This is a genomic window from Halopseudomonas formosensis (genome assembly GCF_900115905.1).
In the GTDB taxonomy this organism is placed as follows: domain Bacteria; phylum Pseudomonadota; class Gammaproteobacteria; order Pseudomonadales; family Pseudomonadaceae; genus Halopseudomonas; species Halopseudomonas formosensis.
Genome location: NZ_FOYD01000001.1, coordinates 280968 through 296155, shown reverse-complemented (window position 1 = coordinate 296155; position 15188 = coordinate 280968). Strand labels below are relative to the sequence as shown.

Here is a 15188-nt window from a genome sequence, read left to right as displayed (position 1 = left end):
GGATATGAACAACAAGACACTCACTCGCTGTACCCTGGCTCTGGGTCTGGCTGCTGCCATCGGTAGCGCTCAAACACTGGCCGACGTGGTCGACAACAGCTTTTATCCCTATCGCGACAGCCAACCCAGCCATCCTGGCCTATCGGCCGGTATGACCATCAACCAGGGCAATGTCGCGCAGTTCAAGGACATCATCGACCCGGCCTTTTTGAGCTTCATCGAGCAGGGCTGGGTCGAACTGAGCGTCGGCCAGACCACTTCCTTCGACCTGCATCCTAACTACGTCGAAGCCACCCGCGCCAGCCTGGGTCAGGTCAGCCTTGGCACCAAGCCCGGCGAAATCAACGGCTGGCAGGCCGGACGGCCGTTTCCCGAAGAGCCGGATGCCAACGATCCACGCGCAGGTGAAAAGCTGGCCTGGAACTACAAGTACGGCTACAACTGGGGCGACAGCGCCGCGATCATGCCCTTCTACTGGAAGTACCGGGACATGAACAGTGGCCGTGTCGAGCGGACCATCAAGTTCAACTTCCACTTCCTCAACTTCACGGGGCGGGTTAATCAGGAGCCCAAACCTGCGATTACCCCCAACCCATCGGAGCTGTTCCGTGGCATCTACGTACAGGTGCTCGAGCCCCATGATGTGCGCAACACCCAGTTGCTGATTCACCGCGCCATGGATGATCTCAAGCGTGACAACTCCTGGCTGTACCTGGGCTTTCAGCGCCGGGTGCGGCGCCTGGCCACCGGTCAGGTGACCGACGCGTTCCTCGGTTCGGACCTGATGATCGAAGATTTCGAAGGCTACAACGGGCGCATCTCGGACATGAACTGGACCTACAAGGGCACCCGGTACATGCTGATGCCGTTCTATAACCACAACGACCTGCAACTGGACAGCGAAACCCACAGTGACAGCGACGGCTATCAGGTCGTGGCCTTCGGTGGCCAGGGTGGCTGTTTCCCCAACATCACCTGGCAGTTGCGCAAGGTCTACGAGGTCGACGCCGAACCGGTCGACAGCAGCCACCCGCTGGCCAAGCGCACCCACTACATGGATGCGCAGACCTTCACCATCCCGCGTACCGTGTCTTATGACCGGCGTGGCAGCCTGTGGAAGACCTTCACCATCGGCCAGGCCCACCCCGACCACCACCTGCCCAAGAACAAGGGCAGCGGGGTATCGATCGATGACAGCTTCAGCATGATCGATGTTCAGGCCATGCACTGCACCACCGGCCAGTTCAAGGGCCAGGTCGACCCCAGCCTGAGCACGCCGGAGATGTTCAGCGTGCAGCACATGCGCGCCACCGGCAACTAACCCCCTTTGCTGCTCCTTGGGCCCGCGCAATGCGGGCCCCGTTTTCCAAAACTGCGCTCCTGAGTCAGTCATTGCGCCAGCACACTACCCGGCACATCGGGCACGACCGCACACTGACTGAATAACAACAACACGAGAGGGTAAGGATGAGCCGCCATCAATCGCTGCCAAAAACCGTCGACCACCCACCGGCCCAGTTGCTGGTCGTTACCGATACTGCCGGCCGGGTATTGCAAGCCAGCGATCCGTTTTATGCTGCTGCCGGACTGACGCCGGCCGAGCTGATCGGTCAGCCGATTGCCCGGCTGCGTCATCCCGAAATGCCCAAGGGTCCGATCAAGGACCTGTGGGAGACTCTGGGCAAGGGCCAGTCCTGGATGGGCATGCTCAAGAACCGCCGCGCTGACGGCAGTGAATTCTGGGTTGATGCCTATATCAGCCCGATCACCGATAGCAACGGCCAGATTCTCGAGTATCAGGCCATCTACCATCTGCCTGACCCCATCACCATCGCCCGTGCCCAGCGGATCTATCGTATTCGCGGCCACGGCCACCAGCCGCCGGAGCTACGCTGGGCCTGGCTGCGACCGGCGCACTGGCAACTGCTGTTGGCAAGCCTGGGCTTCATGCCGCTGGTGCTGCTGGCGCTGCAACGGGGCGACCTGATCGGCTGGCTCTGTATTTTCACCAGCCTGGCAGCCGCCGGTCTGCTGTTGAGCTGGCATAACCGGGCCCTGGAACAGTTGACCGGCCATTGCCGAAAACTGCTTGCCCATCCGATCAAACAGTTGATCTACACTGGGCGGGCCGATGCCATTGGACAGATACAATTGTCACTGCGCCTGCTCGAAACCCGACTGGCGGTCATGATCACCCGCTTTGGCGACAGCAATCAGCAGATCACCGGGCACGTCCAGACTGCCAATCAGTTGCTCTCCAGCAGCCACCATGGCAGCCAGCAACAACAGGACAGCCTGGCGGCGATTGCCGCCGCCGTCGAACAGTTCAGCGCCACCATCCGCGAGGTTGCGGCCAATACCCGCGACGCGGCGCGGCTGGGCAGCGCCAACCGCACGGCCGGGCAACTTGGCCGCCAGCGCGCCGAAGATGCCCGGGCCAGCATTCAGGCCCTGGCCAGTGAGCTGGAGCAGGCCACTGACGCAGTCGACAGTCTTAACCAACACAGCCAGTCGATCGGGCGCATTCTCGAAGTGATCCGGGCGATTGCCGAGCAGACCAACCTGCTGGCGCTCAACGCCGCGATTGAAGCCGCCCGCGCTGGTGAGAATGGTCGCGGCTTCGCCGTGGTCGCCGATGAAGTCAGAACCCTGGCCCAGCGCACCCAGGCCTCAACCGACGAAATCCAGCAGATGATCAGCACCCTGCAACAGGGCGCTGAAGCGGTGGTCACCGCCATGCACCGCGGGCAGAGCCATTCGCTGCAAAGCGTCGAACATGTGAACGCCTGCCACGAGGCGCTGGGCAGCATCTGCGCCGGCATCGAACAGGGTGATGACCGCAACCAGCAGATCGCGGCCGCCAGCGACCAGCAAAGCCAGACCGCCAGTGAGATCAGCCAGCGCCTGCAGCATATTCACCAGCTCGCCAGTACAACCCACCAGCACCTGCTCGACACCCTGCAGGCCGGTGCAGCCGTTGGCCAGCAGGTCGAGCGCCAACAGGGGTTGATTGCGCACCTGCAGCAGGCCTGACATTCACCCCGGCCCCCATCGGCTAAAGTGATAGAGGCACATTCGGTAATACCCTGGGCACATCAGGGTATTGCCCCAACCCGGACCGGCAGGTGATACATTTAGGGAGACCCTCTGCAGCCTCCATTGCTGCCATCCACGCTGGCTTGCTCGTATCAGTCCACATATTCACAGTGCTTCGCCATCAGGTTGGGCCGGCGCAGCGTGTCGATGTTGCGTATGGCGGCATGGATTTCATTGAGTCTGGTCTTGAAGGTCTCGTCGTCCATGTCCACCCAGTAACGCGGATTGCGCCCGGTACGCCGGTCGTGTTCGGCGGTGGTGGGGTCGAGTTGCCGGTATTGCTCCAGATAGGGAACATCGGGGAGTGGGCGGCTGACATCCATGTAGTTCTGGATATAGTCCCACAGCGCAAAATGTTCGTTGACATCGTCACTCTGGTGCACAAGGGGAGCAAAGTTGATGCGGATATCCCGATAGCGGTGTGAGAGGTTGAGCACATTCAGTGGCAACCCTTGCCGATCCGGGCTGCTGATGACGTAAGCATCGAACTCATGAAAGGGTGCGGTGAGTTCACCTATGGTGCCGTTCTTCTTGTACTCGCCGTTATTGTCGTAATCAAAGACGGTGACCATGCCAGTCTGGCGGTTGAGTTCCCAGAGCGGGCCACGGGAGGGGCGGATCCAGAGTTTGGGGAGTTTGTTAACGACCAACGCCCCCAACATCCAACTTAGATATAGGGGTGAGAATATATATGCACCACTTACAATGCTATCAATCATCTCGGCTAAAAAACCTATCTCCGAGTCAAACGCGAGCATAATACAAACTAGGATATATACCGGAATCACAAATAGAGTTATCCCCTTCCCGAAGATATATAAATTCGTCCAGAACCTCCCCCCAACAGAGAGTTGAGCAAAACGGTGTCGCTGATGATCATGTATATAGTGAAAGTCTTCCGTTTCCGTGATTCTGGGCTTATAGGTGCCATTAGCCTTCTTTTCGGCGTCTTCCCGCCTCACCTCTTCGCCAAATCGCAAATCAGCTGGAGTGTCTTGATAGAAGAATTTGGCCGGTGCCAGCTCCTGCGTATTGCCCCAAGGCAGGCGGACCCTGCCCATTTTTTTGAGCCAGGATCGCTCGCTGGAAGGGAGTTGCGCCGGGATACGGTCCGGGCGGTAGGCTGTGGGGGCGTAAGTAACGGTATTCATAGGTCCTGAGCGGCAGTGATGGGATAAAACACGTCCGGCTGGGCCGAGAAGGCCTGACTGGCAGCATTGCGCAATGGTATTTTCGGTGCGGGCGCGGGGAATACCCAGGTATCCTCGGGCAACTCAACTCGCGCCTGAACCCGCAGGTACCACTCATGATGCAGGCTGGTATCGGAATATTTGCCATTCCAGCGACGCGAAGCAGGGGTGCTTACATAAAGCAGAAGAGACCCCGGCCAGGCAATCTGAGCAGCGGGAATAACTGTCCGAGTGGTCTTCCGCAGGTCGGTTGCCAATACAGGCTCAGTCATGGGCGGATTGCCTCGCTGATAGACGGTTTCCGTGCTGTGAAGCCGACATTCCGCACGGATGCTGGCCCCCTCCTGACTCCCCAGCAAACCTGGCAGATGAGTTTCAATCCGTATCACCGTATTGGCTTTTCTTACCGCATAGGGAACCGGGTCGTGCATCAACAACTTTGCGTCAGGGTTGTAAAGGGGGTTGGTTTCGACCTTGATGGTAGGGCCGGCGAACAAACCGATCAGGCGATAAAAAGCTTCATCCGGGTCCAGCAAATGGGGATGCCTGGTGTTGTCGCCGAAAGGACCGTTGCCAAGCCAGTCCTCCAGCGGTGTATTGCTGAGCCAGTAAACCACGCCGGCGCCGGTACCGATAAGCAGTAATGCCACCCATCCGAAAGGACCAAGCAGCGCGCTACCGCTGACAAAGAACCCCCCGACCACGCCGACAGCCGCACCGCTGGCCATCAGCAGGTACCCCCACATGGCGTCGTCGTTCCAACGCCACGCATGCCAGGCGTCATACAGGCAGATGCCGACCATTACCAGGCTAGCTGAAGCCACGCCGATCAGGCGGGCGGTGACTATTCTTACGACCCGGCGCCCTAAAGTTTCTCCCATCAGCTTGACAGCAAATCCTTTGGGTATCTCAATCAGGGGCTTGCGGGATGCAGCCAGTATCGAATTGCTACCAGCCATCTTGTATGTCAATGCTTCCATGGCGACGAGCAGGTCAAGAACCGCTCCAGTCGTCCCAAGTCGCGTTCTGCCCTTCCCTTTTTCCTGTGTTGTAACTTGGCTGACGCCGATCTCGAGCTTCAAGTTATACAACTCCAACATCATCACCCCAGCCGGAAACATCTTCCCGTTGAGCGCCCGAAAAAGCGGGTTATCCTGTTGGCTTTTCAGGTGCTTGGCGGCATCCTGCAGACCACTTCTCGCCTGGTGTGCGTTCTGCCGTGCGGTAGCAGCATCAGCACTCGCGGTACGTACGCGAGCCTCCTGGAGGATTTCGTCCATGCGGGCTCGGATAGCTTCTCTCGTTGCACCCCTTGCTGCCGAGGAGGCTCTTCTGAAGTTATCCTGTGCTGCGGCGCTGCTTCGCTCAGCCAGCATTGCGTTGATTACGGCCTGGTTGAGCTCTTTTATGCTCTGAGCAGTTTTATGAGTGTGGGGCAATGCCAATACCAGGTAGTCGCCACTTACCCGGGGAAGGCCTGCACGATTGGCAACTCGCTGGTTGCTTGATGCCAGCAAGTTGTCCTGACTGTCGAGATATTCTCCATACATGCGTACCGGCCGCTGTTGATCAGCGGGCAGGTCGTCCAGACCGAACACATAGTAAGTACCGGCATTGGCGGCGCCCTTGCGGATCAATACTGCGTCACCGAAGCTTTCACGCAGCATGCCCCGCAGTTGCTCAAGCCCCATACCATGCAGGCGTAGGCGTGCGGGGCGTGCCTGGCTCCTGAGCCCTGGCCTGCGCTGCCACCGGAATTCATCTTCACGCTCGGGCCAACCATGGTGACGCCACCGGGGTCGAGCTTGACGAAGCTGCCACCGACCTTGAAGGTGATTTCCGCGCCGGCTTCCAGCACCACTTTCATGCCGCTGGACAGGTGAATCTCCTGCCCTGCCTCGATGAACTGCCCCTGCCCAAGCTTTACATGCTGGTTGTTGGCGACGGTCAGGTGGTCATCCGCCTTGATTTCTGTTCTGCGGTCGGCGTGGGTGCGGTGGTGCTCTTCGGCCAGGTTCTCGGTGTAGCGGTTGGCTTCGATGCGTTCGTGGCGTTCGTTGCCGACGCGGATGCGCTGGTCGTGCTGGATGTTCTGATCCCAGTCGCGCTGGGCGTGGATGAAGATCTGCTCCTCGCCGGCCTTGTCCTCGATGCGCAGTTCGTTGAAGCCGTTGCCGCCGGGGCTGCTCAGGCTCTTGAACAGGCTGCGGGTCTTGTGTGCCGGCAGCTCGTAGGGCACCGGATGAGCACTGTTGTACAGACAGCCGGAGACCAGCGGCTGGTCCGGGTCGCCTTCCAGAAAACTGACCAGTACTTCCATGCCGATGCGCGGGATGGTGACGCTGCCCCAGTGGTTGCCGGCCCAGCTGCTGGCCACCCGCAGCCAGCAGCTGGTGTGGGCGTCGGCCTGGCCTTCGCGGTCCCAGTGGAACTGGACCTTGATGCGGCCCTGGTCGTCGCAGTGGATTTCTTCGCCGGCGGGGCCGGTGACCACCGCGGTCTGCTGGCCCAGCACCCGGGGTTTGGGGTGGCGCAGGGCTGGGCGGTGCGGGGTGTCCCAGGGGGTGGCCTGGAAGTGGTTGCGGTAGCCTTGGGTGAAGGCTGTTTCCCCCTCCCCCTTCGCGGGAGGGGGAGAATAATCGGTGCCCGCCGACTCTGCGCTGGTTATGGACTCCTCCAGAACCTGGGGTTGTTTGCCTTCGTGGTGGATGGCGGTGATCAGCCAGAGGTCGTTCCAGCTGTCTCTCGGGTGGCCCTGGAGTTCGAGGAAGTGGCCGCTGCGCAGAGTCGGTTGGTCGCTGTGGCCGGCAGCCTGGCGGTAGTCGCTGCGGTGGCGTTCGAGGCTGCGCTGGGCCAGGTGCTTGCCGCGGCTGCGGTCGGTGAAGCGGCCGGGGTAGTCGTAGTCTTCCAGGTCGGGCAGCTGTTCTCCGCGGGCCTGGCTTTCCAGCAGCAGGCGGGCCTTCTGGTGGTCGTAGTCGCGGCGGGTGACACGGCTGGTGCGGGTTTCCAGGCGGACGCCGAAGCGCTTGATCACCGGCTCATCGGCGACCATGCCGTTGCCCTGATCAAAGCCGGTGGGCGCCAGGCGCGGGAACACCGTCTGGTCGTCGCCGAACACCAGGTGATGGCCGTCCGGGCTGTGGCGGAAGTGGTAGTGGATGCCCTCTTCCTCGCACAGGCGCTGGATGAAGTGCAGGTCGGTCTCGTCGTACTGGGTGCAGTAGTCGCGCTCGGGATAGTCAACACCGAGTTGGAAGCTGTAGGCATCGCTCTGGATACCGTGGTCGGCCAGCACCCGGCTGATGATCTGGGGCACCGTCAGGTGCTGGAAGATGCGCTGGTTGTGGCGCAGGCCCAGGTAGTGCAGGTGGGGTACCAGTTCCAGGCGGTAGCGGGTCAGGCGCTTGCCGGCCTCGCCGATGGCGGCGTGGTGAATCAGGCCGTGCAGGCCGGTGCCCTCGCCTTCGCCATGCTGAATACCCAGCCAGGCATTGCGCTGCAGCAGGGCCTCCAGATCCAGGTCCGGCTGGCCACTGACCAGCTGCAGTTCGATGCGGTAGCACTGGCTGATGGCTTCTTGAGCGCGGAAGGACAGCACCCGGAAGTCGTGCTCGAGGCCGGGCAGGTCCAGGGTGAAGTGGGCTTCATTGGCGGGGGAGAACATCCGCAGGTCCTTGTTCAGTAACGGTGTTGCCGTTACAGCGAACTACGGCCCGGGCATTATTCCCTATCGCGTCACCGCTCGCTGTGAGCGAGTCGGCATAAATGGACCAAGTAGACTGCTCTGCCCCGCCTGACACGCGAAACGCCCGCTCAGCCGTGGATTACACGGGATTGGCTTTCAGAGAATCAGAAATCAGTGCCTGCGCAGAGGCGCTCTGCTCTTCGGCGTGCGTATCCAGAGCACGACGCACCGGTGTGAAGGAGCGCCGATGGATGGGCGTGGCACCCAGGGTTCGCAGCGCCTCGAGGTGTTCGCGTGTCGGATAGCCCTTGTGCTTGCCGATGCCGTACCCCGGATAGATCAGCTCCAGCTCCTGCATCTCCCGGTCACGGGTGACCTTGGCCAGGATGGAAGCGGCGGAAATTGCCGGCACCAGGCCATCGCCCTGGATCACCGGCTCGCTGGGCATCGGCAGCACCGGGCAGCGATTGCCGTCCACCAGCACCCGATCCGGCTGCAGTGCCAGACCGGCCACCGCCCGCTGCATGGCCAGCATGGTGGCGTGGAGGATGTTCAGCTGATCGATCTCATGCACCTCGGCCCGGCCGATGGCCCAGGCCAGCGCGCGTTCCTGGATGACCGGGAACAGCGCCTCGCGCTGCACGGCAGTCAGCTTCTTGGAATCATTCAGCCCCTCGATGGGGCGGGCCGGATCGAGGATCACCGCCGCGGTGATCACCGCCCCGCACAGCGGGCCGCGGCCGACCTCGTCCACACCGGCTACCAGTTCCTGCCCCTCGGGCAGGGACCAGTCGATCATGATCTGTGTCATGCCAGTCGTCCCTTGTCACGCAGCAACTGGATGATGGCGTCGGCCGCGGCCTGATCCGCGTCGCGCCGAAGCAACTGATGCAGCTCGCGGAAGCGCGCCTCGGTCTGCTCCCGTTCCGCGGTCGGCCCGAGCCGGTCGAGCAACGCCTGCCCCATGGCCTCGGGGGTGGCGGCATCCTGCAGGAATTCCGGCGCCACCTCCTGCCCGGCGAGCAGGTTCGGCAGCGCCACATGCCCTACCCTGACCAGCCGCTTGAGAATACGGAAGGTCAGCCCGGCCATACGATAGGCTACCACCATGGGGCGCTTGAACAGCATGGCCTCCAGGGTCGCCGTGCCGGAGGCGATCAGTACTGCATCACAGGCCGCCAGTGCCGCATGGCTCTGGCCATCGAGCAGGGTCAATGGCAGTTGCAGGCCGCTGTCGGCCAGTATGCTCTCCATCTGCTGGCGGCGTTCGGAGTTGGCGCAGGGCAGGATGAAACGCAGCTGCGGATTGCGCTCCAGACACCAGGCCGCAGTCTGCAGGAACAGCAGCCCGAGCTTGCGCAGCTCGCCGTTGCGGCTGCCGGGCATCAGGGCAATTACCTGATCTGCCGGGCTCAGACCCAGCTGGCGGCGGGCCGCCTCCCGGTCGGGCTCCATGGGAATCTCATCCGCCAGAGTATGGCCCACGCAGCGCACCGCGACACCATGCCGGCGGTACACCTCTTCCTCGAAGGGAAACAGGGTCAGCATCAGATCGGTGGACCGGCGGATGCCCAACACGCGCTTCTCGCGCCAGGCCCAGACCGAGGGGCTGACATAGTGCACCGTAGGAATGCCGACATCGCGCAGACGCTGCTCGACGCCCAGGGTGAAATCGGGAGCGTCGATACCGATGAACACATCCGGCCGGCGCTGCTTCAGAAACTCCACCAGATCCCGGCGGATGCGCAGCAGCTCGCGCAGCCGGCCCAGCACCTCGACCAGACCCATGACCGCCAGACGCTCCATGGGCACCTGACTGACCAGGCCCTCGGCCTGCATGCGCGGGCCGCCGATACCGATGAACTCGGCGTCGGGAAAATGCTGCTTGAGAGCGCGGATTACCCCGGCGCCCAGGGTGTCACCGGAGGCTTCTCCGGCGACCAGGGCAATGCACAGGGGCTTGGTGGAGGCCACGGCACCACCCATGATCAGCGGGTGATACCGCGCGTAGAGGCGAGGATCGAATCGCGGTAAAGGGCCACTTCCGGAAACTGGGTGGCTTCTTCCTCCAGCTCCTGGAGGGCGTCCTGCAGGGTCTTGCCCTGGCGGTAGACCACCTTGTAGGCGCGGCGCAGCGCAGTGATCAGTTCCTGACTGTAACCCCGACGGCGCATGCCCTCGAAGTTCATGCCGTGGGCGCTGGCGGGGTTGCCGCCGACCATGACGAAGGCCGGGATGTCCTTGAACACCGCGCTGTTGGCGGCGCTCATGGACCAGGCACCGATATGGCAGAACTGGTGTACCGTGGTGTAGCCACCGAGAATCGCGCCGTCGCCGACATGCACGTGACCGGCGATGGTGGCGTTGTTGGCCATGATGATGTTGTCGCCCACGATGCAGTCATGGGCGATGTGGACGTAAGCCATCAGCAGGTTGTTGCTGCCGATGCGGGTCACGCCCTGGTCCTGCACGGTACCGCGGTGCAGGGTGCAGCCTTCCCGGATCACGTTGTTGTCACCGATGATCAGGCGGGTGGGCTCGCCCTTGTACTTCTTGTCCTGGCAGTCCTCGCCGACCGAGGCGAACTGGAAGATGCGGTTGCCCCTGCCGATGGTGGTGGGCCCCTTGAGCACCACATGGGAGCCGATCACGGTGCCGGCTCCGATTTCCACATCCGGACCTATCAGGGTCCAGGGACCAACCTCGACGTCATCCGCCAGCCGCGCGGCCGGATCAATGATCGCCAGAGGGTGAATTCGACTCATACCTTGTGTTCCGCACAGATGATTTCACCGGAGCAGGCTTCCTTGCCGTCGACACTGGCACGGCAGGCGAACTTCCAGATGCCGCGACGGTTGCTCAGGTAGGTGGCTTCCAGCTGCAGCTGATCCCCGGGCACTACCGGCTGACGGAAGCGCAGCTTGTCGGAGCCGACGAAGTAATACAGGGTGCCATCTTCGGCCTTGGTGTTCATCATCCGGAAACCCAGCAGCCCGGCCGCCTGGGCCATGGCTTCGATGATCAGCACGCCGGGCATGATCGGGTGGCCGGGGAAGTGGCCGGTGAAGAACGGCTCGTTGACCGACACGTTCTTGTAGGCGCGAATACGCTTGCCCTCCAGATCCAGATCGACGACCCGATCCACCAGCAGGAAGGGGTAACGATGGGGCAGGTATTCTTTGATGTCGTTGATGTCCATTTTAATCCGCTAGGCCTTGGTAATGGGTGGATGCGCAACGCGCACAGCTCAGGACTCAGATGAGTCCTGTGACGGCTGGGTCACCGCTGCCAGCTGCTTCTCCAGTTGCTGCACCCTCTTGGCCAGCGTATCCAGCTGACGGATCCGGGCAGCGCTCTTTTTCCATTCGGCGGCGGTCTGCATCGCCGTGCCCGAGGAATAGGCACCCGGCTCGGTGATCGAGCGGGTCACCATGGTCATGCCGCTGACAAAGACGTTGTCGCAGATCTCGATGTGCCCGACCATGCCCACGCCACCGGCAATCATGCAGTGACGGCCGATGCGGGTACTGCCGGAGATGCCGACGCAGGCGGCCATGGCGGTGTGGTCGCCGATCTGCACGTTGTGGGCGATCTGGATCTGGTTGTCCAGCTTGACGCCATTGCCGATCACGGTGTCGCTGAGCGCGCCGCGGTCGACCGTGGTATTGGCACCGATCTCGACATCGTCACCGATGAGCACACCGCCGATCTGGGCGATCTTGTTCCAGCGCCCGCCCTGGTTGGCGAAGCCGAAGCCCTCGCCGCCGATCACCGCGCCGGACTGGATCACCGCCCGCTCGCCCATGCGCACGTCATGGTAGAGGGTGACCCGGGGAGCCAGCCAGCTGTCGGCACCGATACGGCAGCGCTCACCGATGAAGCAGTGGGCACCTATGGTGACATTGGCGCCGACCACCGCGTCGGCCTCGATCACCACGCCCGGACCAATGCTGGCACTGGGGTCCACGCTCGCGGACTCGGCGATCACCGCTGTCGGATGAATGCCCGCCCGGCTGCGCGGTCTGGGATCGAACTGGTGGGAAATCCGTGCGTAGGCCAGATAGGGGTCGGCCACGATCAGGGCGTTACCGGTGAAATCCGCCGCGTCGTCCTCGGTCAGCAGCACGGCGCCGGCGCGGGTACTGGCCAGCAGCTTGCGGTATTGCCGGTTGGCCAGAAAGCTCAGATCCGAGGCGGTCGCGCTGTCAAGCGCGGCCAGACCCCGGATCAGCGTGTCGCCATCGCCCTGCACGCGGGCGTCCAGCTTCGCCGCCAGCTCGGCGAGGGTGAAAACCATCGAATCCGCCATGCCGATCAGCGCATGCTGTTCAGGCGTTCGATCACCTGGCGGGTGATGTCGAGGTTGGGCTTGACGTCCACCACGGCGCTGCGATCGATCACCAGGTCATAGTTGCCGGCCTGGATAACGGTTTCCACCGCCTGATCCAGCTTGGGCTTGAGCTGCTCGAGCATCTCGCGGTCAGCCTGGGCCTTTTCCTGGTTCAGCTGACGGGACTGGGTTTCGAACTCGCGGGCCTTCTGGCGGAATTCCAGCTCCAGACGCTCCAGTTCGGTCTGACCGAGCTTGTCGCCGTCACGCTGCATGCGCTCCTGCAGGCGCTTGGCCTCGGCCTCGAGATTCTGCAGGCGCTGCAGCTGGCTGCCGAACTTCTTCTCGGCATCCACCGAGTAACGCTTGGCCGCGTCCGACTCGAGCAGGGCCATCTGGTAATCCAGAACAGCAATGGACTGGGCGGCAACCGGCAGGCTGGCCAGCGCCATGACTGACATCGCCGCTATGCAAAGACTCTTGCGCACTCTAAGTTACTCCTGATGAATTGGACCCTGACTCAGAAAGTCTGGCCGAGGGTGAACTGGAACACCTGACGATCGTCATCGGACTCGTCGTTCAACGGCACACCCAGACTGAAGCCCAGCGGGCCCAGGGCGGTCAACCATGACAAGCCAATACCCGCACTGTAACGCAATTCACCGACGCTCACATCAGGGCAATCACGTCGCGGTGCCGTGGCACCCAGCGGCTGCACACAGTAGGTGTCGAACACGTTACCGGCATCCAGGAAGAGCACGGTACGCAGCGAACGCTGGTCCTGCACGAAGGGTGTCGGGAAGATCAGTTCCAGACCGCCGGTGACCTTCACGTTACCACCGAAGGGCAAGGGGTCCTTGTCCGGGTCATTCTCGTTGGGAGTACTCTTGGGACCCAGGGTGCTGCTTTCGAAACCGCGCACCGAGCCGATACCGCCGGCAAAGTAGTGCTCATAGAAGGGCACCATGTCGGTACTGCCGAAGCGACGGGCCACGCCGCTGTCGGTGTGCACGCGCAGGGTCCAGCCGTCAGTGATCGGGAAGTAGCGCTGCCCGCGGTAGCCCAGCTTGTAGAAGTGCAGGTCGCTGCCCGGCACCGTGACTTCCAGACCCAGGTTCTGGGAGTAGCCGCGGTCCGGGAAGACGCCCCGGTTCAGGGTCGACTGCGACCAGCCCAGGTTGGCGCGGACGCTGAAGAAGCTGTCCCCTTCGGCGTCCAGGAAACGCTGGATTTCCTGAACGGTATAGACGCCCTCCTTGATCTTGTCCTGCTGCACGCTGAGGCCGAAGGACAGACGGGAGGTATCGCTGATCGGATAGCCGATGTTGAAGCCGGCACCGTAGGAGTCCACCGCGTAGCTGGAGATGTCCACGTCCAGCTCGTCATAGTCGGTGGTGCGGTAGAAGGCGTTGTAGCCCATGCTCACGCCATCGGGCGTGAAGTAGGGATTGAGGAAGCCGAAGGACAGCGAGGTCTGGTAGGCCGAACGGTTGGCGCTGAAGCTGACCCGGTTGCCGGTACCGAAGAAGTTGTTCTGGCTGATCGAGCCGCCGAGGATCAGACCTGTGCCCTGGGCAAAGCCGAGGCTGGCGGTGATGGAGCCGGAGGGCTGCTCTTCGACAGTGTAGTTGACATCGATCAGGTCATCGCTGCCGGGCACCGGAATGGTCTCGACGTCCACTTCCTTGAAGAAACCCAGGCGCTCAAGGCGCAGCTTGGACTGATCGATCAGGTAGGTAGAGGCCCAGCCGCCTTCCATCTGGCGCATTTCCCGACGCAGCACTTCATCGTCGGTCTTGGTGTTGCCACGGAAGTTGATGCGGTTGACGTAGGCACGCTTGCCCGGGTCGACCACGAAGGTCACGTCCACGGTGCGGTCCTGCTCGTTGATCTGCGGCACGCCGTTGACGTTGGCGAAGGTGTAACCCTCGTTACCCAGACGCCGGCCGATCAGATCGGAGGTGGCGGTCATCACCTGACGGGAGAACACCTGACCCGGCTCGACCAGCAGCAGACGGCGGACGTCCTCCTCCGGTACCACCAGGTCACCGGACAGGCGTACGTCGTTGACCGTGTACAGCTCGCCCTCGTTGATGTTCACGGTGATGTAGACGTGCTTCTTGTCCGGGGTGATGGATACCTGGGTGGAGGTGATATCCATGTTGATGTAGCCGCGGTCCAGGTACCAGGAACGCAGACGCTCCAGGTCGCCGGACAGCTTTTCCCGGGAGTACTTGTCGTCGTTGCGGATGAAGGAGAACCAGCCGGTGGTCTTCAGCTCGAACAGGTGCTGCAGCTCCTCATCGGAGAACACCGAGTTGCCGACCACGTTGACGTGCTTGATCGAGGCGATGGAGCCTTCGTCGATGAGAATCTTCAGTGCCACCCGGTTGCGCGGCTCGGCCACGACCTGGGTTTCGATGTCAGCCGAGTAGCGGCCCTGGGCAACATACTGGCGCAGCAGCTCGTTGCGCACCCCTTCCAGGGTGGCCTGCTGGAAGATCTCGCCTTCGCTCAGGCCGGCCATGCGCAGACCGTTGAGCAGGTCCTCGCTCTTGATCGCCTTGTTGCCTTCCAGCTCGATGGAGGAGATGGACGGACGCTCGACCAGGTTGATGATCAGCACATTGCCTTCGCGGGCCAGCTGGATGTCCTGGAAGAAACCGGTACGGAACAGGGAACGGGAAGCCTCAACCAGCGCCTGGTCATCGGCCTGGTCGCCGATGTTCAGCGGCAGGGCACTGAAAACGCTGCCGGCGGAGACGCGTTGCAGGCCATTGACTCGAATGTCGGAAATCTGGAAGGCATCGGCGTAGACGCCCGGCGCCAGGAGAATCAGCAAAATCGCAGGCAATAGGTAACGTTTCATGAAGTCCGTTCTGGCTGA

The 15188-nt window shown here is 62.1% G+C and carries 12 protein-coding genes; 2 read left to right on the top strand and 10 right to left on the bottom strand.

What is annotated here, in order from left to right; all coding sequences use genetic code 11:
• The first annotated feature begins 4 nt into the window (after nt 1-4).
• Complete coding sequence (locus tag BM046_RS01470; RefSeq protein ID WP_090536253.1) at nt 5-1321, top strand: DUF1329 domain-containing protein; 1317 nt, start codon at nt 5-7, stop codon at nt 1319-1321.
• A gap of 146 nt (nt 1322-1467) precedes the next feature.
• The gene (locus BM046_RS01465; RefSeq protein WP_090536251.1) at nt 1468-3033 is read left to right on the top strand and encodes a methyl-accepting chemotaxis protein; all 1566 of its coding nucleotides are present in this window, start codon (nt 1468-1470) and stop codon (nt 3031-3033) included.
• 155 nt (nt 3034-3188) lie between these two features.
• Here BM046_RS01465 and BM046_RS16080 read toward each other — a convergent pair whose 3' ends face one another.
• The 10 genes from BM046_RS16080 to bamA all read right to left on the bottom strand — a co-directional run bounded on the left by BM046_RS16080 (nt 3189) and on the right by bamA (nt 15170).
• Nucleotides 3189-4247, bottom strand: a complete 1059-nt coding sequence (locus BM046_RS16080) for a hypothetical protein (RefSeq protein ID WP_143084129.1) — start codon at nt 4245-4247, stop codon at nt 3189-3191.
• On the bottom strand, nt 4244-5953 hold the full coding sequence (locus BM046_RS01455) for a hypothetical protein (RefSeq protein WP_143084128.1): 1710 nt from the start codon (nt 5951-5953) through the stop codon (nt 4244-4246). Before BM046_RS01455 ends, BM046_RS16080 begins: the two co-directional genes overlap by 4 nt.
• Nucleotides 5920-7950 (bottom strand): type VI secretion system Vgr family protein, encoded by a 2031-nt coding sequence (tssI, locus tag BM046_RS01450; RefSeq protein WP_090536246.1) that lies wholly within the window; start codon nt 7948-7950, stop codon nt 5920-5922. The genes BM046_RS01455 and tssI overlap by 34 nt, the downstream gene beginning before the upstream one ends.
• Before the next feature lie 160 nt (nt 7951-8110).
• Nucleotides 8111-8782 carry a ribonuclease HII gene (rnhB, locus tag BM046_RS01445; RefSeq protein ID WP_090536244.1) on the bottom strand — a complete coding sequence of 224 codons (672 nt, stop codon included), beginning with the start codon at nt 8780-8782 and terminating at the stop codon, nt 8111-8113.
• Complete coding sequence (gene lpxB, locus BM046_RS01440; protein WP_235818540.1) at nt 8779-9945, bottom strand: lipid-A-disaccharide synthase; 1167 nt, start codon at nt 9943-9945, stop codon at nt 8779-8781. Before lpxB ends, rnhB begins: the two co-directional genes overlap by 4 nt.
• Before the next feature lie 14 nt (nt 9946-9959).
• The gene (gene lpxA / locus BM046_RS01435; RefSeq protein WP_090536241.1) at nt 9960-10736 is read right to left on the bottom strand and encodes an acyl-ACP--UDP-N-acetylglucosamine O-acyltransferase; all 777 of its coding nucleotides are present in this window, start codon (nt 10734-10736) and stop codon (nt 9960-9962) included.
• Nucleotides 10733-11170, bottom strand: a complete 438-nt coding sequence (gene fabZ, locus BM046_RS01430; RefSeq protein ID WP_090536239.1) for a 3-hydroxyacyl-ACP dehydratase FabZ — start codon at nt 11168-11170, stop codon at nt 10733-10735. Before fabZ ends, lpxA begins: the two co-directional genes overlap by 4 nt.
• 48 nt (nt 11171-11218) lie before the next feature.
• Nucleotides 11219-12280 (bottom strand): UDP-3-O-(3-hydroxymyristoyl)glucosamine N-acyltransferase, encoded by a 1062-nt coding sequence (gene lpxD / locus BM046_RS01425; RefSeq protein ID WP_090536238.1) that lies wholly within the window; start codon nt 12278-12280, stop codon nt 11219-11221.
• A gap of 5 nt (nt 12281-12285) precedes the next feature.
• Nucleotides 12286-12762 carry an OmpH/Skp family outer membrane protein gene (locus BM046_RS01420; protein ID WP_090536236.1) on the bottom strand — a complete coding sequence of 159 codons (477 nt, stop codon included), beginning with the start codon at nt 12760-12762 and terminating at the stop codon, nt 12286-12288.
• Nucleotides 12763-12821: 59 nt separating this feature from the next.
• Entirely contained in the window at nt 12822-15170 is a 2349-nt protein-coding gene (gene bamA / locus BM046_RS01415; protein WP_090536234.1) for an outer membrane protein assembly factor BamA, read from the bottom strand.
• Between the last annotated feature and the right edge of the window lie 18 nt (nt 15171-15188).

Coding starts and splice junctions, on each gene's coding strand:
- BM046_RS01470 (WP_090536253.1), top strand. CDS start 5: ATGAACAACAAGACACTCACTCGCTGTACCCTGGCTCTGGGTCTGGCT.
- BM046_RS01465 (WP_090536251.1), top strand. CDS start 1,468: ATGAGCCGCCATCAATCGCTGCCAAAAACCGTCGACCACCCACCGGCC.
- BM046_RS16080 (WP_143084129.1), bottom strand. CDS start 4,247: ATGAATACCGTTACTTACGCCCCCACAGCCTACCGCCCGGACCGTATC.
- BM046_RS01455 (WP_143084128.1), bottom strand. CDS start 5,953: ATGCTGCGTGAAAGCTTCGGTGACGCAGTATTGATCCGCAAGGGCGCC.
- tssI (WP_090536246.1), bottom strand. CDS start 7,950: ATGTTCTCCCCCGCCAATGAAGCCCACTTCACCCTGGACCTGCCCGGC.
- rnhB (WP_090536244.1), bottom strand. CDS start 8,782: ATGACACAGATCATGATCGACTGGTCCCTGCCCGAGGGGCAGGAACTG.
- lpxA (WP_090536241.1), bottom strand. CDS start 10,736: ATGAGTCGAATTCACCCTCTGGCGATCATTGATCCGGCCGCGCGGCTG.
- fabZ (WP_090536239.1), bottom strand. CDS start 11,170: ATGGACATCAACGACATCAAAGAATACCTGCCCCATCGTTACCCCTTC.
- lpxD (WP_090536238.1), bottom strand. CDS start 12,280: ATGGCGGATTCGATGGTTTTCACCCTCGCCGAGCTGGCGGCGAAGCTG.
- BM046_RS01420 (WP_090536236.1), bottom strand. CDS start 12,762: ATGTCAGTCATGGCGCTGGCCAGCCTGCCGGTTGCCGCCCAGTCCATT.
- bamA (WP_090536234.1), bottom strand. CDS start 15,170: ATGAAACGTTACCTATTGCCTGCGATTTTGCTGATTCTCCTGGCGCCG.